The following is an 18,844-nucleotide window of genomic DNA, read 5'->3' on the forward strand; positions in this document are numbered from 1 at the left end:
CCATCTTTACTCAGCCGCCCTTGGCAACCCTGCGCCAGAATCTCCATGCCTTGCGACATCGTTGGCGCGAGCCACCACGAAAGCGCAAGTTTCAAGCCATGCCAAAGCTATCTTAGCGCATATGCCCGCAAGGGGGAGATTGGCCGCTTCGCCGATTTCGCCAATTGTCTTCGCTGGCGCAAGCACCTATCGCAGCAAGCTCTTGCGAATGGCGACACGTCTGGTGAATGTGCGGCCACTGCTGGGAGACCCTCGATGCCCGACGCCGCCAATCATCTCACTTTCGCGCTGATCTGCCTCGGCATGGTGCTGACGCCGGGCCCGAACATGATCTACCTGATCTCGCGCTCGCTGTCGCAAGGGCCGAAAGCCGGGCTGATCTCGCTCGGCGGCGTGGCGGTTGGCTTCCTGTTCTATGTGGTCTCGGCAGCCCTCGGCATCACCGCACTCATCTTCGCCGTGCCTTACGCCTACGATGCGCTGCGCTTCGCCGGCGCGCTCTATCTGTTGTGGCTTGCCTGGCAGGCGCTCAAGCCCGGCGGGCGCTCGCCCTTCCAAGTCCGCGAGCTGCCCCGGGACAGGCCGCGCAAGCTTTTCGTCATGGGGCTGATGACCAACCTGCTCAATCCGAAAGTGGCCGTGCTCTACCTGTCGCTCTTGCCGCAATTCATCAATCCGGCCAAGGGCCATGTTCTGTCGCAGCTTCTGGTGCTCGGCGTGACGCAGATCTCGATCAGCCTCACCGTCAACGCCATCATCGCGATGACGGCCGGCTCGATCGCGAGTTTCCTCGCCGGACGGCCGTTCTGGCTGGTCGTGCAGCGCTGGATGATGGGCACGGTGCTGACGGCTCTCGCCTTAAAAATGGCGACCGAAGCGCAGCGCTGACGGCTACATCGGCCGGCGTACAGGCCGGATCTGCTCCGGCTCGACCACCTTGCGGTAGAGATGCCAGGTCGCGTGGCCGAGGATCGGCATGACGACGGCGAGGCCGGCAAACAGCGGGATCGAGCCGATCACCAGCAACACGGCGACCGTCAAACCCCAGAGCGCCATCTGCAGCGGGTTGGCCATCACGGCGCGGGCCGAGGTCTCGATCGCCGAAACGGCGCCGACGTCGCGGTCGAGCAGCAGCGGGAAGGCAATGACCGTGGTGGCCAAAACGACGGCGGCGAAAACGAAGCCGACGGCGTTGCCGACGAGGATCAGCGTCCAGCCCTTGCCGGTCGTCAGCACGTCGCGCAAAAAAGCGCCGACGGAAGCGGGCGGCTCGGCGCCGAACAGGCTGGTGTAGAGCGACTGCGCGGCGAACAACCACAAAAGGAACAGCGCGAAGAGCAGGATGCCGATGACCGCGATCGACGGCAGCGCCGGCGAATGGCGCACGTCGAGCGCATGATGCCAGCGGCTGCTCATGCCGAGCTCGCGCCGGCGGCTGATCTCGTAAAGGCCGATGGCCGCGAACGGCCCGATCAGCGCGAAGCCCGACATCAGCGGATAGACGAGCTGGATGGCGTTGGAGCCGGAGCTCCACCGCGTCAGGATCAGGCCGACGATCGGATAGATCAGGCACAGGAACACATAATGCGACGGCTTGGCCCAGAAATCCTCGGCGCCGAGCCTCAACGCATCCCAGAGATCCGACGTGGTGATGTGGCGCACCGCGGGCTGCACATGCATCCCGTGCGCGTCCGTCATGACATGAAAACCGGCCATAACCGTCCTCCGTTTGCCAGCGCAGAAGCCCGAGAACCGGAAGGGTCTCGTCAAGCAATCATGCGCCAGATCAACGCGGGTCGGTCACCGCCCTGCGGTGGCCGCCCGTGGCTGCCACTTCAAGAACGGCCACATCATAACCGATTTTCCGGGGAAAGTCGCCGCTTCACGCGATTTTCATCCCTTGCCTTTCCTCCCCTGCCCGGCAAAAGCCACGATCGGCGGTATCAGAGGCCGGATGAGCATCCCGATCACAGCCCTCCCCGATCTGAACCGCCGTTTGCTGCTCAAGGCCGCCGGCCTTACAGCGCTTGCCGGCATCGCCGCCTGCAGCACCGTCACCGTGCCGACCGGCGAAGGCGCCGGCGTCTCCTCCTCCGCCATGGCGACCCTGGCCGGTATCCGCAGCTCCGCCGGTCTGCCCACGCTGACGCCGGACGCGCAGCTCGAGCAGGCGGCGCTCCAGCAGGCCGGCTACATGGCCTCGCGCGAGCGCATGAGCCACACCACCGGCTGGGGCAAGGATTTTGCCTCGCGCATGAAGGACAATGACGTGCGGGGGGCGGCGGCGGAAAACATCGCCGAGGGCCGGTTCGACCTGCAGAAACTGTTCGACATCTGGATGCATTCGGACGGACACCGCCGCAACATGCTCGACCCGGATTTCAGCCGCTTCGGGCTGGCCTATGTGCGTGACGGCCGCGATCCGGCGCTGCGTTACTGGGCGCTGGTGCTGGGCAGATAAACTAGTCTAGTCCATGTGGGCCGCGGGCGCCCCGCCCGCGGGCGCCGCCTTGGGCTTGCGCAGCAGGATGACGAACGGGATCGCGGCCAACGTCATCACCATCAGGATTTTGAAGTCGTTGATGTAGGAGATCATCATCGCCTGGACATTCACGGCACGGTCGACCTGCGAAAGCGCTGCGGGATTGCCGGCGGCGGCCGCCGGAGAAGCGGCCCACAGGTTCGGATTGTAGGGGTTGATGAAGGCCGAAAGCTCGGTGTGGTTGATCTGGGTGTTGCGCACCATCAGCGCCGCGACCACCGATACACCGATGGACGAGCCCAGATTGCGCACCAGGCTGAACAGCGAGGTGGCGTCGGTGCGATAGCGCGCGTCGAGCGTGGCGAAGGCGACCGTCGACAGCGGCACGAACACCATGCCCATGCCGAGGCCCTGGATGACGCCCGAGGAGATGATCAGCCAATTGTCCATCTGCGGCGTGAAGCTCGCCATCGTGTAGAGCGACTGCGCGGTGAGCAGGAAGCCGATGGCGACGAGGATCCTTGCGTCGATCCTGTGCATGATGCGGCCGACGACGAGCATCGAAATCATCGTGCCGATGCCGCGCGGCCCCAGCACCACGCCGATCGTCACGGTCGGATAGCCGAAGATGTTGGCAAGCATCGGCGGCAACAGCGACATCGAGGCCAGGATCAGCACGCCCATGACGAAGATGAAGCCAAGCCCGGTCACGAAATTGCGGTCGAGGAAGATCTTCGGATCGATGAAGGGATGCTCGGCCGTCACCGTGTGGATGATGAACACCCAGAAGCCGGTGAGCGACAGAGCAAGCTCGATCCAGATCTCGGCCGAGTTGAACCAATCGACCTCGCCGCCGCGATCGAGCAGAAGCTGCAGCGCGCCGACGCCGAGCGAGAGCATGGCGAAGCCGAAGAAGTCGAAGCCGCGCACGCGCTTGGCGATGACGGGGAGATATGCGGCCATGCCGAGGAAGGCGAGGATGCCGACCGGCAGGTTGATGAAGAACACCCAGCGCCAGTTGAAGTTTTCGGTCAGCCAGCCGCCGAGCGTCGGGCCAAGGATCGGCCCCAGCATGATGCCGGCGCCCCAGATGGCCATCGCCTGGCCATGGCGTTCCCGGGGGTTGATGTCTAGCAGGAAGGTCTGCGACAGCGGCACGATGGCCGCGCCGAACACGCCCTGCAACAAGCGGAAGAGCACTATGGTCTCAAGGCTCCAGGCAAGACCGCAGAGCATCGAGAAGATGGTGAACCCGACGACGGAGGCGAGGAACAGCTCCTTGCGGCCAAGCCGGTCGGCCAGCCAGCCCGTGACCGGCGTCATGATCGCCGCGGCCACGATATAGGAGGTCAGCACCCAGTTGATGTTGTCGGGCGACGCGCCGAGGTCGCCGGTCATGGTCGGCAGCGCGACATTGGCGATTGTGGTGTCGAGCGCCTGCATGATCGTCGCCAGCATCAACGCGACTGTGATCAGTCCGCGGTGCGGCACTTCCTTGAAGACTTCGGGCGTGCTCATGACGCTGAACTTCCAGCAGGTAACAAAAACGTGTACATTAGAGCATGATGCCGAAAAGTGTGAAGCGGCGTTCGGACGCCATCATGCTCTATCTCTTTGATTTAGAGACGGATTCAGATTTCAGGTCGAACACCTGAAATCATCCGGCTCTAGGTTTCCGGGCGGCAAAGCCTCCCGTTGAGAGACCTTCATCGCGGTGGGACGCGACGACCGATGTGGGGGTTACATCGACCGAAAGTCTCTGTTGGAGCGGATGCCTGCCGCCCGGAAACCTGAGGACCGACGGGTCCGTGCCCAGGCCTCAGCTTTCGGACGAGCCGCAATGCGGCTTGCCTAGCTGACCTTGCCACGTCTCCACCAGACCAATCCCCTCAATGCCCGCCGGATCGCGACGGGCTTCGCTGTCTCTACTGCGCCTGCTCCCCTGCCGTGGCGTGGCCGAAGATCGACGGCAGGCCGCGCGCCACACCGGTGTCCACCGTGACGGTGGCGCTCATGCCGGTACGCAACGCCATCTTGGCGTCGGGATCGGTCAACTCCAGGCGCACGGGAATGCGCTGCGTGACCTTGACCCAGTTGCCGGTAGCGTTTTGCGCGGGCAGCAACGAGAACTCCGCGCCGGTGCCGGCGCCAATCGCCTTGACGGTCGCCTCGAAGGTGCGGCCCGGATAGGTGTCGACGACGATCTCGGCCTTCTGGCCCGGCTTCATATTGGTGAGCTGGGTTTCCTTGAAATTGGCGTCGATCCAGGTGTCGCCGGTCTCAACGAGCGCGAACAGCGGTGTGCCGACCGAAACGTACTGGCCGACCTTGAAGGAGGCGGCCTGGTAGACGACGCCGTCCGCCGGCGCCTTGACGGTGGTCTGCGCCAGATCATAGGCGGCCTTGTCGCGCGCGGCGAGCGCCGCCATCACAGTCGGATGCTTGTCGGTCTCGATGTCCGGATTGCCGCCGAGTGCTGCCTTAGCGCTGACGATGCCCTGCTGAGCGACGGCCAACTGCTGCTTCGCCTTGTCCAGATCGTTGCGGGCCTCGTCGAGCGAGGACTTGGCGTTGATGCCTTTTTGCGCAAGATCGGCAGCGCGGTCATATTGCGACTGCGCATAATCGACCTCGCTGCTCGCCGACCTCTCCTGCGCCATCGCCTGGCTGTAGGCGGCGCGCAGCTGCTCGACATTGAGGCGCGCGGCGGCGACCGCCGCGTCGGCCTGGGCGAGCGCGATCTTGTAAGGCTCGGGATCAATGACGAAGAGAAGGTCGCCCTGCTTGACCAGTTGGTTGTCGGCGATGCCGACCTGGACGATACGGCCGGCCGTGTCGGAGGCGACCGAAATCCTGGCCTGCTGCAGGTTGGCGTTCTCGGTTTCCTGGTAGCGGCCGCCCGTGACCCAGACATAGGCGCCGCCGGCAAGCAGGGCCAGCGGCAGCGCGACCATCAACAAGAAGCGCCCGAGGCGGCGCTTCTTCTTCGGCGCGACCGGACCCGGCTGCGGCTCGGCAACCGCCGCGACCGGAGCGGTCGCCGGCTGCGCCGGGGCTTCTGCGACCGGCTGCGCCGGCGCATTAGCGACCGGCTGCGCCGGCGCAAGTTTGGTGACGTTGTCGTCTTCTATCTTGGCTGCCGCGTTCATGCTGCTGCCCCTTCCGTATTCTTCATCTTTTCCAGGGACGACGTCTCGCCGTCCGTCAGATTCTGCACGATGGTGTCCAGCACGCGGATCAGGACGCGGCGCTCTTCCGCCGACACGCCCGTCAGCGATTCCTCATAGACCTCGCCGGCCAGGCTCTTGACGTCGGCATAGGCCGCGTTTGCCTTCTCGGTCGGGAAGATCATGCGCACGCGCCGGTCAGTCGCGTCCTGGCGACGCTCGATCCAGCCGCCCTCCTCCATGCGGTCGACCAGGCGGGAGACGCTGATCGGCTCGATTTCGAGGAGCTCGGCAAGCCGCGCCTGCGCGACGCCCGCCTCCTTGGTAACGCGCACGAGCAGGCGCCACTGCGCCGAGGAAAGACCCAACCCGCTGGCGCGCGCCTCGAAACGCTTGCGCATCAGGCGCTGCACGTCGTGGATCAAAAATCCCAATCTGTCGATACCATCTGAAACCATGAGCGATATATATAATAAGCGTGCTCACTATTCAAGAGGCAGCTTTGTTCCAGAAGCCGGCAAATCGACATGGCAGGCATACGGTGCATTATGGTTAGCGGTCAGTGAATTCGTCGATCCGTGGCACGGCGAGCCCTACCGGCCGATGCGATCGCTTGGGCGATGCATTCACAGTAAGGCGTCAACCGTCTGAATATTCACCGTGTTTCTGCGCACGCTAGCGCCTTTCGGCTCGCTCATGCTAAAGGTTGCGCCGTGGATCGGGGGATCACGCAATGCCGACGCTCTATGCGCTGAAGCCGGCCTTTCAGGACAGGCTGCGGCCGCTTGTCGACCGGCTGGCGGCAATGGGCGTGACCGCCAATTCCATCACCATGCTGGCAGCCGCCCTCTCGATCGCGGCCGGCGTGACGATCGCGGCGGCGCCCGGCTCGCGCCTTCTTCTGCTGCTCGTCCCCCTGGTGCTGTTCGTGCGCATGGCGCTCAACGCCATGGACGGCATGCTGGCACGCGAGCATGGCCAGGCCTCGACGCTTGGCATGTATCTCAACGAAATCTGCGATGTCGTCTCCGACCTCGCGCTGATCCTGCCGTTTGCGGTTTTCCCGCAGTTTGGCGTCTTGGGCGTCGTTGCCTTTACCGTTGCAGCGATGCTCGCCGAATTCGCCGGCGTGCTCGGCGTCGCTGCCGGGACGGGGCGCAACTATGCCGGGCCGTTCGGCAAGAGCGACAGGGCGCTGGGGCTCGGCGTGGTCGCGGCCTTGTGCGCCATAGGTTTCTGGCCGGCCTCGATCGCGCCTTTTGTGTTTCCGGCCATGGCTACGCTTTCGCTGCTGACCGCCATCAACCGGATACGCGCCGGCCTTACTGGCAACACCGGCTAAGCATCAAGGGCTCGCCATGCCATCCGGGGGAAACGCCATGCTTCACGAACAGATCGCAGCCGCGCCCGCGGAAAATCTTGCGCGGCAGGCGCAGGAACGCAGCTTCCGCAGCCATGACGGCACGGAGATCTTTTACCGTTTCTGGCCGGCGGTGTCGACCGAGGCAAAAGGCGCGGTCGTGCTCTTCCATCGCGGCCATGAGCATGGCGGCCGCATGGCGCATCTGGTCGACGAATTGCGTATGCCGGATTACGCCTTCTATGCCTGGGATGCGCGCGGCAACGGGCGCTCTGCCGGCGAACGCGGCTACGCGCCGTCTTTCGCGGCACTTGTGCGCGATATCGACTGTTTCATGCGCGAGATAGGCGCCAAAGACAGTTTTGGCACACAGGATATCGCGCTCATCGCGCAGTCGTTCGGCGCTGTGCTCGCCGCCGCCTGGGTGCACGACTACGCGCCGAAACTGCGCGCCATGGTCGTCGCCTCGCCCGCCTTCTCGATCAAGCTCTACGTGCCCTTCGCCAAGGAAGGCATCGCGCTGTGGCAAAAGATCAAGGGACGCTTCTTCGTCAACTCTTATGTCAAGGCGAGCCTGCTGACCCATGACCCGGTGCGCATCGCCTCCTTCGAGAACGATCCGCTGATCACCAGGCCGATCGCGTCGAACATCCTGGTCGAGCTCTACCAGCATGCGGCGCGCATCGTCGTCGATGCCCGGGCCATCACCGTGCCGACCCAGCTTCTTTTGTCGGGCAGCGACTGGGTGGTGCGGCACGGTCCTCAGCACGAATTCTTCGTCAATCTCGGCAGCCGCGTGAAGGAGCGGCATGTGCTGCCGGGCTTCTTTCACGACACGCTGGGCGAGCGCGATCGCGCCAAGGCGCTCGACTTGATCCGGCCTTTCCTCGAAGGGCAGTTCGCTTCGCCGGCCGAAGCTGTCGACCTGAAGCAGGCGGATGTCGCCGGTTATACGCGCGACGAGGCCGACAGGCTTGCCTCGCCGCTCGATCTCCTCTCGCCCAAGGGCCTCTACTGGGGCTTGAGCCGCGCCTTCATCCGTATCGGCAGCTGGTTTTCACGCGGCATGAAGATCGGCGTCAGCACGGGCTTCGATTCCGGCTCGACGCTGGACTATGTGTACGAAAATGACGCGCGCGGCATCGGCCCGATCGGCCGGATGGTCGACAGGACTTTCCTCGATGCCATCGGCTGGCGCGGCATCCGCCAGCGCAAGCTCCACCTCGAAGAGCTGATCGGCCAGGCGCTGGCAACGCTGAAGGCGGCCGGACGGCCAGGCCATATCCTGGACATCGCCGCCGGTCACGGCCGCTATGTGCTCGATGCGATCAGCAAGAGTTCGGAGCAGCCGGCCAGCGTGCGCCTGCAGGACTATTCCGACATCAATGTCGAGCTCGGCCGCAAGCTGATCGCCGAACGGCATATGCCGGCGACCGTTTCGTTCCGGCGTGCCGACGCCTTCGACGGCGACGGGCTGGCAGGGCTCGATCCGGCGCCGGACCTTGCGATCGTCTCCGGCCTCTACGAGCTCTTCTCGGACAACGCTCTGGTTACCCGCTCGCTGGGAGGCCTCGCCCGCGCCATGCGGCCCGGCAGTCTGCTCATCTACACCAACCAGCCCTGGCATCCGCAGCTTGAAATGATCGCGCGCAGCCTGACCTCGCATCGCGGCGGTCAGGCCTGGGTGATGCGGCGGCGCACGCAAGGCGAGATGGACCAGTTGGTGGAAGCAGCCGGCTTCGAGAAGCTCGACCAGCGCCTCGACCAGTGGGGCATCTTCACCGTCTCGTTGGCAAGGCGGCTCTAGGAACCGTCCACGCATGCCCGCCAGCGCCGAGCCCCCGCCACTTTCAGCCATCGCCGAGCCCTATGGACGTGTCGTCCTGCGGGCAGCGCTTTGGCTCGCGTTTCTCGCGCCATTCTTCTATTCGACCTACGGCTTCGCCAACTGGCTGGCCTCAAAGCGCTTATATGTCGGCAGCATCGTCTTCTCCTGGGAGCACTACGTTCCGTTCATTGCCTGGACGATCGTGCCCTACTGGTCGATCAACCTGTTCTACGGACTGTCGCTTCTGCTCAATGACACCCGGCAGGGCGTCGACCGGCTGGCCGGCCGCTACCTAACCGCGCAGATCGTTGCCGTCTCTTGCTTCATCCTGTTTCCGCTGACTGCCACTTTCGTCCGACCGGCAACGACCGGCCTGCCCGGTTTCCTGTTTGCCGTGCTCGGCGGTTTCGACAAGCCGTTCAACCAGGCGCCGTCGCTGCATGTCGCGCTTCTGGTGATCGTCTGGGATCACTGGCGCCAACGCCTTTCCGGTCCCGTGCTCGCGCTCTGGCATTTTTGGTGCTTCCTGATCGGCGCCTCGGTGCTGACGACGTGGCAACACCATTTCGTCGACATCCCGACCGGCGCGCTGCTCGGCTTCTTTGCGCTGTGGCTCTTTCCGGCTGACGGAGAATTGCCCTTCGCTGGTTTCCGCCTGACCGCTGATGTCAAGGCGCGGAGGCTTGCGCTCTACTATGCCTCGGGCGCCGCTCTGGCGCTTGCCGGCGCAGCCGCCGGCGCCTTCTTCTCGGCTATAGCGCTTGCGCTTTTGTGGCCTTCGCTGGCACTGGCCATCGTCGCTTTAGGCTATGCCGGGGCGGGGCCAAAAGTGTTCCAGAAGACGGCTAACGGCCGCGTCTCGCTGGCAAGCCGCGTCCTGCTCTGGCCGTATCGGTTGGGCGCCAGGGCCAATGTCTGGGCCTGGACCCGCAAGCTGCCGCCGGTCGTTGCCGTCGCCGACGGCGTCTTCCTCGGGCGTTTTCCCGATGCTGCCGAAGCCGATAGCTTCGGCACGGTGATCGACCTTGCAGCCGAGCTGGAGCGGCCGCGCGATGCGATGGGGCGATGGACGAGCTTGGCCATGCTCGATCTCCTTTCGCCCCCCGCCGATACACTCGACAAAGCGGTAGGGGCGATCGAGCCGGCGCGCAGGCAGGGCACGGTTCTGGTCTGCTGCGCGCTCGGCTTCCAGCGCAGCGCCACCGTCGTCGCCCAATGGCTGGTTATCAGCGGTCGCTCGCACACGGCGGCGCAGGCGCGCAAGCAGCTCGCCGCATCCGGCCGGCCGGTGCATCTTCAGGTCGGCATGGACGAGCCGGCATGAGCGACGACGCCTATCAGCGCGAGACTGCCGCCTTCGCCGCGATGCTGGTCAAGCAGGCGGCATGGCCGGCCGCGCTCGTGATCGCCGCCGACAGCGTGGCGCCGCTCGTCGCTTCGGCGCGCGGCGCGCTCTACGCGCCCCTCGCGGTGCTGGCGCTAGTGGTCGCGGCGGCGAGCGCCGTCGTAGTGCTTGGACTTTCCACGCTCCTCCTTTTCGACGCACTGCTGTTTCGTTTGATGGCGAGCCATGGCGACGAAGTGTCGGGCGGCAGCGCAGTGGACGACATGCTGACGCGCATGCGGCTAAAGCCCGCTCCGCCAACGCCGCGTCCGCTGGAAGAGCGGGTCGCGGGAACGCGAAAACTGCTCGCCCGCCAACGCATCGCCTTCGCGATCTTCGTCGTCGCGTTCCTCACCGCCGGTTTCTGGATGCCGAGATGAGCACGCTTGCGCTGCGCACCTACACCTTGCTGCAGACGTCGACTTCGGTCGGCCTGTCGGCGCTGGCCTGGGCGGTCACCGGCGTGCGGCCGATCTGGAACGGCAGCCAGCCGTCCGACCGTCAGCGCATCTATTTCGCCAACCACACCAGCCATGGCGATTTCATCCTTCTGTCGGCCTGCCTGAGCGAAACGGAGCGCGCCAAGACGCACGCCATCGCCGCTGCCGAATATTGGGGCAAGTCGCGGCTGCGCCGTTTCATCGCCGAGGACATGCTGTCTTCCGTGCTGATCAGCCGGCAATGGATAAGCGAGGCGGAGCACCCGATCTCGATCATGCTCTCCGTGCTCGATCAGGGCCATTCGCTGATTATCTTCCCGGAAGGCACCCGGAACACCAGCGATGAACTGCTGCCCTTCCGCTCCGGGCTCTACAATCTGTCGATGGCGCGGCCAAACGTCGAGCTGATCCCCTGCTGGATCGAGAACATGTCGCGCGTGCTGCCCAAAGGCCAGTTCCTTCCGGTGCCGCTGCTTTGCCGCGTTGTCTTCGGCGCCCCTGTGGCCGTGGCGCCCGGCGAGGAACGCCGCGCCTTTCTGCAGCGCGCCCGCGCCGAGCTTATGGCGCTCAACCCGCGCCCTGACCGAGACGATTGATGCGCCACGAAATCAGCATTTTGATCATCGGCCTTTTCGTAGTGCTGAGCACTGCCAGCGTCACCGCCGGCATCCTTTCGATGCGCGCGCCGAAGCCGCTGAGCGCGACACTGGTAAACCTTACCCAGCGCATCAACGCCTGGTGGGTGATGGTGGCGCTGATGACGGTCGCCTTCTTCTTCGGCCGCTACGGCATGACCATTCTGTTCGCGCTGATCTCGTTCGCAGCGCTGCGCGAATTCGTGACGCTGACGCATAGCCGGCGCAGCGACCATTGGGTGCTCCTCGGCATGTTCGGCATCGTCATCCCGTTCCAGTACTGGCTGGTGTGGACCGCCTGGTACGGTCTCTTCGTGATCTTCATCCCGGTCTACTGCTTCCTGCTGATGCCGGCGATCACGGCGCTGCACGGCGACACAGAACGTTTTCTCGAGCGCGTCTCGGCCCAGCAATGGGCGATCATGATCTCGGTCTATTGCGTCAGCCATGTCCCTGCCTTGCTCACGCTCGACGTGCCTGGCTTCGAGGGCCGCAACCTGCTTCTCATCGCCTTCCTGATCATCGTCGTGCAAGGCAGCGATGTGCTTCAGTATATTTTCGGCAAGTTGTTCGGAAAGCACCGCTTCTCACCGACCGTCTCACCGTCGAAGACCTGGGAAGGCCTGATTGGCGGGCTAGTGGCGTCGAGCCTGCTTGGCGCGCTCTTGTCCTTTATTACGCCGTTCTCGCCGCTGCAGGCCTCGGCCGTCGCCTTCATCGCCTGCACGATGGGATTCCTCGGAGGACTCGTCGCCTCGGCGATCAAGCGCGACCAGGGCGTCAAGGATTGGGGGCACCTGATCGAGGGCCATGGCGGCATGCTCGACCGCACCGACAGCCTGGTCTTCGCCGCGCCGATCTTCTTTCACATCGTGCGTTATTTCTGGACGGTTTGACCATCACCATCGGCACGGGCCGGCAGCGATCCAAAGTCTCAGCCAAACATCGGAAAATTTTCAGAAACCGTTCGGGATTTCCCGGGCCTGAAACGCCAAGAAGATGGGGCTGGCGAAAGACAGGCCGCGAACGCCCGATCCCCTCTCCAGCCGACACATTTCCCGGTCGCATCCTCCCTGCGCGACCGCAACATTGGGCATGGAGACAACATGATTGCCGCACTCTTCCGCAACAAGCCGCTGAGGCGCCGCCTCATCGCGAGCTCGATCGCCGTTCTTGCTTGCGGCGCCGCAATGGTCTGGCATGGCGCCAAAGGCGAGGCCTCGAGCGTCAAGCCCGCGACGCCTGAGACGAAGCTCGTCAAGGCCGTCGCGGTCGCCCCGACGCTCGGCGCGGACACCCGCACCGCCGTCGGCGAGATCCGTCCGAGGCTCGAAAGCGACCTCGGCTTCCGTGTATCCGGCAAGCTCATCGAACGCATCGCCGAGATCGGCGCGACGGTGAAGAAGGGCGACGTGCTCGCCCGCATCGACGATCAGGACTATCGCAACCGGCTCGCCAGCGCCGAGGCCGATGTCGCGGCGGCGCAGGCCGTCCTTGTCGAGGCAAATGCCGCCGAGGCGCGCATCGGCGCGCTGCTCGCCAAGGGTTTTACGACGCGGGCCAATTATGACGCGACGCTGAAGAACCTGCGCTCGGCGCAAGCCAAGCTCAAATCGGCGACCATTGCCTCCGATATGGCCAAGGACCAGCTCGGCTATACCGAGCTGCATGCGGAATTCGACGGCATCGTCACCGCCGCCGGCGCCGAAGCCGGCCAGTCAGTCAATGTCGGACAGATGGTGGTGCGCGTCGCCGATCCGGACGGCCGCGACGCCGTGTTCTCGATCGCGGAAGCCGCCTTCGCCAACGCTCCCGACACCAAGCGGCCGCCGCAGGTGACCGTTTCTCTACTCAGCAATCCGGCGATCACGGCCGTCGGCACCATCCGCGAGATCGCGCCGATGGCCGATGCCGCGACCCGCACCTTCCAGGTGAAGGTCTCGATCGACAATGCACCCGACGAGATGCGTTTCGGCGCAAGCGTCGCCGGCCGCGCCGAGATGGGTGGTGGCGCGCCGGTCATGGTGCTGCCGGGCAGCGCGCTCTTCGACAAGGACGGCAAGCCGGCAGTCTGGGTTGTCACCTCTTCGTCCGCTGTCGAACTCAAGCCCATCACGGTCGCCCGCTACGAGACCGACCGCGTGGTGGTCAGCAACGGGCTCGCCAAGGGTGATATGGTCGTCACCGCCGGCGTGAACCGGCTGCGGGAGCACGAAAAAGTTCGTATCATCGAGGGAGAAGGAAAATGACCATGTCCAAGGCAAAGGTCCTCATTGCCGGTGCCGGCCCGACAGGGTTGACGCTCCCGCTGTGGCTGACCAGGCTCGGCGTGCCGGTGCGCATCTTCGACAAGGCCGCCGCTCCCGGCGAAACCTCGCGGGCGCTGGCCGTCCAGGCGCGCACGCTGGAGTTCCACCGCCAGATCGGCATCGTCGACGACGTGCTGGCGGCAGGCGTGAAGCTCGAGCGGCTTACCGTGCACACGCCGGCCGGCGTCGCCGCCAGGCTGCCGCTGTCGGATTTCGGCCGCGACATCAGCCCTTACTCCTTCGCCTTCGCGCTGCCGCAGGACATCCACGAGCGCGTGCTGATCACGCATCTGGAGCGCGCCGGCGTCGAGATCGAGCGCAATACGGAGCTCGTCGCTTTCCAGGACAAGGGCGAGGCGGTCATCGCCACGCTGAGCAGGAATGGCCGGATCGAGACCGTCAGCACCGCCTATCTCGCAGGCTGCGACGGCGCCCGCAGCGCGGTGCGCCACGGGCTGAACATCGGCTTCCCCGGTGGCACCTACGAGCAGTCCTTCTACGTCGCAGACGTGAAAGGTAGCGGCGAGATCACCCGCAACGGCATGGACACGACGATCAGCACCTACGGCTTCGCAATCGTCATGCCGGTGCGGCAGTCCGGTTCGGTCCGGCTGATTGGCATCGTGCCGAAGGCGCATGAAGCCGACGAGACGATCAGCTTCGAGGCGATCCGCGCCGATGTCGAGCGCGACACCGGCGTCAAGGTCGACGAGGTCAACTGGTTCTCGACCTACCGCGTCCATCACCGGGTCGCCGAGCGCTTCCGCGTCGGCCGCGTCTTCCTCGCCGGCGATGCCGGCCACATCCACAGCCCGGCCGGCGGCCAGGGCATGAACACCGGCATGGGCGATGCGGTGAACCTCGCCTGGAAGCTCGCGGCGGTCGTACAGGGCCGGGCCGATGCGCGCCTGCTCGACAGCTACGAACCGGAACGCATTGCCTTCGCGCACAAGCTGATCGAGAACACCGACACCGCTTTCCGTTTCATTACCAGCCGCTCGCGGCTCGTCGGCCTGTTCCGGCGCTACCTGATGCCGAAGATCCTGAACATCGCCCTGCACACCTCGATCGGCTCGCGCGCCTTCTTCGGCGTGATCTCGCAGGCGGCGATCCAGTATCGCGCCGGGCCGATCAGCTCGGGGGTGGCGGGCAAGGTCAGCGGCGGCGATCGCCTGCCCTATGTCGCTTGCAACATCATGGGCGCGGGCGGCGACAATTTCGAGCCGCTGCGGTCGCTCGACTGGCAGATCCATGTTTATGGCGAGGTCAATTGCGATTTCCGGGCGATGCTCGCACCGACAGGAATTGCAGTGCATGCCTTCGCTTGGACCGACGCAGCCGGGAAAGCCGGGCTACAGCGCGACGCAGCCTATCTGGTGAGGCCGGACGGCCATGTCGCGCTCGCCTCGCCGGTTCAGGAAGCCGCCGTTTTCCAGCGCTATCTCGCCGGCCTCGCCATCCGACCGAGGACCGCCGAACGCGCGCCCTACCGTGTGCCGGGCACCATGCACAGCCTGGCCTGAATTGCGACAGTGCCCGCCGAGCGGCGGGCGCTGACTGAACCCAAACCGTCATTTGTTTTGGCCAGCCGGCAAGCGCCGGCGGAGCGCGCTTGCGCGCGCCCTGAAAAGGAACCGCATCATGACCAGCTTCAATCTTTCCGAATGGTCGCTGCGCCACCGCAGCTTCATCGTCTATCTGATGGTCGCGGCCGCACTTGCCGGCCTCTACGCCTATCGCGGCCTCGGCCGCGAAGAAGACCCGCCCTTCACCATCAAAACCATGGTGGTGAAGACGATGTGGCCGGGCGCCGGCACCAACGACACAGTAGAGCAGATCACCGACCGCATCGAGAAGAAGCTCGAGGAACTGCCGGACCTCGATTACGTCAAGAGCTACACGAAACCCGGCGAATCCGTCGTCTTCGTCAACCTCAAGGACACGGTGGCCGCCGACCAGGTGCAGCCGCTCTGGTACCAGGTGCGCAAGAAGCTCGACGACATCAAGCCGACGCTGCCCTCAGGCGTGCAGGGCCCGTTCTATAACGACGAGTTCGGCGACACGTATTCGCTGATCTATGCGCTCACCGCCGACAGCCTCAGCCATCGCGAGTTGAAGGATCTCGCCACCAGCCTGCGGGCCGGGCTGCTGACGGTGAAAGATATCGCCAAGGTCGACCTCATCGGCCAGCAGGACGAGAAGATCTATCTCGAATTCTCGACGCAGAAAGTGGCGGCGCTCGGCCTCGATGTCGGCACGCTGTCGCAGGCGCTGCAGGCGCAGAACGCGCTGACGCCGAGCGGCACGGTCGATGCCGGCCCCGAGCGCATCGCCATCCGCGTCTCGGGCAGCTTCACCTCCGAGGAAAGCCTCAAGGCGATCAACTTCTATGCCAACGGCCATTACTTCCGGCTGGGCGACGTCGCCGAGGTCAAGCACGCCTATTCCGACCCGCCGCAGCCGATGTTCCGCTTCAACGGCAAGCCGGCGGTCGGCATCGCCATCTCGATGACTTCGGGCGGCGACGCGCTGGCGCTTGGCGAGACGGTCAAGGAGAAGATGCATGAGATGGAGGGCGAGCTGCCGCTCGGCGCCGAACTCGGCCTGGTCGCCGACCAGTCGCATGTGGTGGAAGAATCCGTCGGCGAGTTCACCAAGAGCCTCGGCGAGGCGATCGCCATCGTGCTCGCCGTCTCGCTGCTGGCGCTCGGCTGGCGTCCCGGCGTCGTCGTGGCGGTCGCCATCCCGCTGGTTCTGGCGATCACCTTCGTCACCATGGAGTATTTCGGCATCTCGCTGCAGCGCATCTCGCTCGGCGCGCTGATCATCGCGCTCGGCCTGCTGGTCGACGATGCGATGATCGCGGTCGAGATGATGATCGCGCGCATGGAGGAAGGCTACGACAAGATCTCGGCCGCCACCTATGCCTACACCTCGACCGCCTTCCCGATGCTCACCGGCACGCTGGTGACGATCGCCGGCTTCGTGCCGGTCGGCTTCGCCAAGAGCGGCGCCGGCGAATACTGCTTCTCGCTGTTCGCTGTCGTGGCGATCGCGCTCGTTGTCTCTTGGGTGGTTGCGGTGCTGTTCACGCCGCTGACCGGAGTCTTCCTGCTGCCCGATCGCATAAAGGGTCATGGTGGCAGCCATCATCCCTTGCGCATCGCCCGCGGTTTCCAGGCGCTGCTCGAAATGGCGATGCGGGCGAAGTGGCTGGTGCTGTCGGCGACGGCCGGACTGTTCGCGCTCTCCGTCGTGGCGATGGGCTTCGTCGGCCAGGAGTTCTTCCCGAAGTCCGACCGGCCCGAGGTCATGCTCGACCTCACCTTGCCGCGCACTGCTTCGATCAAGTCGACGGATGCCGTGGTCGAGCGCGTCGAGAAGCTGCTCGCCGCCGATCCAGATATCGACCACTGGAGCTTCTATGTCGGCCAGGGCGCGGTGCGCTTCTACCTGCCGCTTGACGCGCAGCTCGCCAACGACTTCTTCGCCCAGGCCGTGGTCGTCACCAAGGGCCACGCCGTACGCCAGGCGGTCATCGACCGGCTGGAGAAAAAGCTGTCGACCGGCTTCGACGACGTTATGGCCCGCGTCACGCCGCTGGAGCTCGGCCCGCCGGTCGGCTGGCCGCTGAAGTTCCGCGTCAGCGGTCCGAACCCGGACAAGACGCGCAGCCTCGCGCAGCAGTTCGCGCAGGTGCTGGGCAGCGATGCCGCCGTGCGCAACATCAACTACGACTGGAACGAGCCGGCCAAGGTGATCAAGGTCGATGTCGACCAGGATCGTGCGCGCGCGCTTGGCATCTCCTCGCAGCAGCTGTCGGAGACGATCAACGCAGTGCTGTCCGGCTCCAAGATCACGCAGATGCGCGACGACACCTATCTTGTCGACATTGTCGCACGTGCCGTGGACAGCGAACGCGCCAGCATCGACACGCTGCGCGGTCTGACGATCGGCGCTTCGGGCGGACGGCGGGTGCCGCTCGAACAGGTCGCGAAGCTCAGCTACCAGACCGAGCCGCCGCTGATCTGGCGCCGCGGCCGCCTGCCGACCGTGACCGTCCAGGCCGACGTCGCACCTGGCGAGAACGCCACCACCGTGTCGAAGCGGCTAGCGAGCCCCATTGCCACCTTCGAGGCGCAGTTGCCGGCGCGCTACAGCGTCGAGCAGGGCGGCGTGATCGAGGACAGCGCCAAGGCGCAGGCCAGCATCTTCGTGGTCTTCCCGCTGATGCTGTTCATCATGGCCACCGTGCTGATGATCCAGTTGATGAGCTTCCAGCGCCTGGTGCTGGTGCTGCTCACCGCTCCGCTGGCGATCATCGGCGTGGCCGGCGCACTGCTTCTGTCGGGAGCACCGATGGGCTTCGTCGCGATCCTCGGCGTAATGTCGCTGATCGGCATGGTGATCCGCAACTCGGTCATTCTGATCGCGCAGATCGACCAGCATATCGCCGCCGGCGAGGAACCCTGGGCGGCGGTGATCAGCGCCACCACGCATCGCTTGCGGCCGATCTTGCTCACGGCGGCGGCCGCCATTCTCGGCATGATCCCGATCGCGCCAACCGTATTCTGGGGGCCGATGGCCTATGCCGTGATGGGCGGCCTTTTGGTCGCGACCGTGCTGACGCTGGTCTTTCTGCCGACGCTCTACGTCACCTGGTTCGGCATCAAGGCGCCGGTCGAGAGCGCTCCCACGGCCGAGCCGACCACGGCCGCCGCCGAGCCCCAACCGCTGGCGGCCTGACCGGCGCTTCCTCCAACAGCCACGGCGGATGCCGCCGTGGCGAGCCTTCATCCAACACGGAAAGGAACGATCATGACACCCTTCTTTGGCAATCTTCTGGTTCGCTTCAACGCCGGCTTCCTTATCCTCGCATCGGTCGGCGGGCTCGCCACCGACATCGCCGGCTCCTTCTTCGGCCGCGGCGCCGAGGCCGTGCTGCTCAACAACGCGCCCGGCACCGGCATCGGCTTTATCGAAGCGCATGGGCTCGCCTTGATCATCGGCGTGACGCTCTGGCGCACCGCCTATTCCCGCAATTGGCACGCCGTGCTGGCTGCCGTGCATGTGCTGCTCGGAACGGCAAACCTTCTGTTCTGGCAGTTCTTCATCGCCGCCGACGTGCTCGTCGTCGGCGGCGTCACAACCGCGGCGCACTGGCTGTTCGTGGTTGCTCACCTGGCGGCATTGGCGGGTTCGGCCCGGGTTGCCGCTGCATCCTCCCACTAGACCTCAC

The 18,844-nt window shown here is 65.1% G+C and carries 16 protein-coding genes; 12 read left to right on the forward strand and 4 right to left on the reverse strand.

The genetic code is table 11. From position 1 onward, the window contains the following. Nucleotides 1–255 precede the first annotated feature (255 nt). Nucleotides 256–888, forward strand: a complete 633-nt coding sequence (locus O7A05_RS25360; protein WP_337095669.1) for a LysE family translocator — start codon at nt 256–258, stop codon at nt 886–888. 3 nt (nt 889–891) lie between these two features. Here the strand turns inward: O7A05_RS25360 and O7A05_RS25365 are convergent, their stop codons facing one another. Continuing rightward, nucleotides 892–1,716, reverse strand: coding sequence for a DUF2189 domain-containing protein (locus O7A05_RS25365; RefSeq protein WP_337095670.1), 825 nt, complete (start codon nt 1,714–1,716; stop codon nt 892–894). Between the two features lie 238 nt (nt 1,717–1,954). Between O7A05_RS25365 and O7A05_RS25370 the strand changes: the two genes are divergently transcribed. Then, entirely contained in the window at nt 1,955–2,461 is a 507-nt protein-coding gene (locus O7A05_RS25370; protein ID WP_337095672.1) for a CAP domain-containing protein, read from the forward strand. Nucleotides 2,462–2,467: 6 nt separating this feature from the next. Here O7A05_RS25370 and O7A05_RS25375 read toward each other — a convergent pair whose 3' ends face one another. From O7A05_RS25375 to O7A05_RS25385, 3 genes are all read right to left on the reverse strand, one after another. Further along, complete coding sequence (locus tag O7A05_RS25375) at nt 2,468–4,000, reverse strand: DHA2 family efflux MFS transporter permease subunit (protein ID WP_337095673.1); 1,533 nt, start codon at nt 3,998–4,000, stop codon at nt 2,468–2,470. 407 nt (nt 4,001–4,407) lie between these two features. Continuing rightward, a complete protein-coding gene (locus O7A05_RS25380) occupies nt 4,408–5,631 on the reverse strand; it encodes an HlyD family secretion protein (protein ID WP_337095674.1) in 1,224 nt (407 codons plus the stop codon). Then, nucleotides 5,628–6,107, reverse strand: coding sequence for a MarR family winged helix-turn-helix transcriptional regulator (locus O7A05_RS25385; protein WP_337095675.1), 480 nt, complete (start codon nt 6,105–6,107; stop codon nt 5,628–5,630). The genes O7A05_RS25380 and O7A05_RS25385 overlap by 4 nt, the downstream gene beginning before the upstream one ends. Before the next feature lie 275 nt (nt 6,108–6,382). Between O7A05_RS25385 and O7A05_RS25390 the strand changes: the two genes are divergently transcribed. The 10 genes from O7A05_RS25390 to O7A05_RS25435 all read left to right on the forward strand — a co-directional run bounded on the left by O7A05_RS25390 (nt 6,383) and on the right by O7A05_RS25435 (nt 18,837). Further along, on the forward strand, nt 6,383–6,991 hold the full coding sequence (locus O7A05_RS25390) for a CDP-alcohol phosphatidyltransferase family protein (RefSeq protein ID WP_337095676.1): 609 nt from the start codon (nt 6,383–6,385) through the stop codon (nt 6,989–6,991). Between the two features lie 37 nt (nt 6,992–7,028). Next, nucleotides 7,029–8,816 carry a bifunctional alpha/beta hydrolase/class I SAM-dependent methyltransferase gene (locus O7A05_RS25395; protein WP_337095677.1) on the forward strand — a complete coding sequence of 596 codons (1,788 nt, stop codon included), beginning with the start codon at nt 7,029–7,031 and terminating at the stop codon, nt 8,814–8,816. A gap of 13 nt (nt 8,817–8,829) precedes the next feature. After that, on the forward strand, nt 8,830–10,161 hold the full coding sequence (locus tag O7A05_RS25400; RefSeq protein WP_337095678.1) for a phosphatase PAP2/dual specificity phosphatase family protein: 1,332 nt from the start codon (nt 8,830–8,832) through the stop codon (nt 10,159–10,161). Beyond that, a complete protein-coding gene (locus O7A05_RS25405; RefSeq protein WP_337095679.1) occupies nt 10,158–10,601 on the forward strand; it encodes a hypothetical protein in 444 nt (147 codons plus the stop codon). Before O7A05_RS25400 ends, O7A05_RS25405 begins: the two co-directional genes overlap by 4 nt. Continuing rightward, nucleotides 10,598–11,257 carry a lysophospholipid acyltransferase family protein gene (locus tag O7A05_RS25410; RefSeq protein WP_337095680.1) on the forward strand — a complete coding sequence of 220 codons (660 nt, stop codon included), beginning with the start codon at nt 10,598–10,600 and terminating at the stop codon, nt 11,255–11,257. Before O7A05_RS25405 ends, O7A05_RS25410 begins: the two co-directional genes overlap by 4 nt. Beyond that, a complete protein-coding gene (locus tag O7A05_RS25415; RefSeq protein WP_337095681.1) occupies nt 11,257–12,192 on the forward strand; it encodes a phosphatidate cytidylyltransferase in 936 nt (311 codons plus the stop codon). Before O7A05_RS25410 ends, O7A05_RS25415 begins: the two co-directional genes overlap by 1 nt. 210 nt (nt 12,193–12,402) lie before the next feature. Then, nucleotides 12,403–13,545: an efflux RND transporter periplasmic adaptor subunit gene (locus O7A05_RS25420; RefSeq protein ID WP_337095682.1), complete on the forward strand. Its 1,143-nt coding sequence runs from the start codon at nt 12,403–12,405 to the stop codon at nt 13,543–13,545. Further along, nucleotides 13,542–15,128 (forward strand): FAD-dependent monooxygenase, encoded by a 1,587-nt coding sequence (locus O7A05_RS25425; RefSeq protein ID WP_337095683.1) that lies wholly within the window; start codon nt 13,542–13,544, stop codon nt 15,126–15,128. The genes O7A05_RS25420 and O7A05_RS25425 overlap by 4 nt, the downstream gene beginning before the upstream one ends. Before the next feature lie 118 nt (nt 15,129–15,246). Continuing rightward, nucleotides 15,247–18,351 (forward strand): efflux RND transporter permease subunit, encoded by a 3,105-nt coding sequence (locus O7A05_RS25430; protein ID WP_337095684.1) that lies wholly within the window; start codon nt 15,247–15,249, stop codon nt 18,349–18,351. A 72-nt stretch (nt 18,352–18,423) separates the two neighbouring features. Continuing rightward, nucleotides 18,424–18,837 carry a hypothetical protein gene (locus tag O7A05_RS25435; RefSeq protein WP_337095685.1) on the forward strand — a complete coding sequence of 138 codons (414 nt, stop codon included), beginning with the start codon at nt 18,424–18,426 and terminating at the stop codon, nt 18,835–18,837. The last annotated feature ends 7 nt before the right edge of the window (nt 18,838–18,844 follow it).

The organism is Mesorhizobium argentiipisi (SeqCode) (genome assembly GCF_037179585.1).
GTDB classification, from domain to species: domain Bacteria; phylum Pseudomonadota; class Alphaproteobacteria; order Rhizobiales; family Rhizobiaceae; genus Mesorhizobium; species Mesorhizobium argentiipisi.

Bases quoted from the DNA above. Each gene is read 5' to 3' on its own strand.
- O7A05_RS25395 (WP_337095677.1), top strand. From the start codon at position 7,029: ATGCTTCACGAACAGATCGCAGCCGCGCCCGCGGAAAATCTTGCGCGG.
- O7A05_RS25435 (WP_337095685.1), top strand. From the start codon at position 18,424: ATGACACCCTTCTTTGGCAATCTTCTGGTTCGCTTCAACGCCGGCTTC.
- O7A05_RS25360 (WP_337095669.1), top strand. From the start codon at position 256: ATGCCCGACGCCGCCAATCATCTCACTTTCGCGCTGATCTGCCTCGGC.
- O7A05_RS25410 (WP_337095680.1), top strand. From the start codon at position 10,598: ATGAGCACGCTTGCGCTGCGCACCTACACCTTGCTGCAGACGTCGACT.
- O7A05_RS25425 (WP_337095683.1), top strand. From the start codon at position 13,542: ATGACCATGTCCAAGGCAAAGGTCCTCATTGCCGGTGCCGGCCCGACA.
- O7A05_RS25375 (WP_337095673.1), bottom strand. From the start codon at position 4,000: ATGAGCACGCCCGAAGTCTTCAAGGAAGTGCCGCACCGCGGACTGATC.
- O7A05_RS25405 (WP_337095679.1), top strand. From the start codon at position 10,158: ATGAGCGACGACGCCTATCAGCGCGAGACTGCCGCCTTCGCCGCGATG.
- O7A05_RS25390 (WP_337095676.1), top strand. From the start codon at position 6,383: ATGCCGACGCTCTATGCGCTGAAGCCGGCCTTTCAGGACAGGCTGCGG.
- O7A05_RS25415 (WP_337095681.1), top strand. From the start codon at position 11,257: ATGCGCCACGAAATCAGCATTTTGATCATCGGCCTTTTCGTAGTGCTG.
- O7A05_RS25365 (WP_337095670.1), bottom strand. From the start codon at position 1,716: ATGGCCGGTTTTCATGTCATGACGGACGCGCACGGGATGCATGTGCAG.
- O7A05_RS25385 (WP_337095675.1), bottom strand. From the start codon at position 6,107: ATGGTTTCAGATGGTATCGACAGATTGGGATTTTTGATCCACGACGTG.
- O7A05_RS25400 (WP_337095678.1), top strand. From the start codon at position 8,830: ATGCCCGCCAGCGCCGAGCCCCCGCCACTTTCAGCCATCGCCGAGCCC.
- O7A05_RS25370 (WP_337095672.1), top strand. From the start codon at position 1,955: ATGAGCATCCCGATCACAGCCCTCCCCGATCTGAACCGCCGTTTGCTG.
- O7A05_RS25420 (WP_337095682.1), top strand. From the start codon at position 12,403: ATGATTGCCGCACTCTTCCGCAACAAGCCGCTGAGGCGCCGCCTCATC.
- O7A05_RS25430 (WP_337095684.1), top strand. From the start codon at position 15,247: ATGACCAGCTTCAATCTTTCCGAATGGTCGCTGCGCCACCGCAGCTTC.
- O7A05_RS25380 (WP_337095674.1), bottom strand. From the start codon at position 5,631: ATGAACGCGGCAGCCAAGATAGAAGACGACAACGTCACCAAACTTGCG.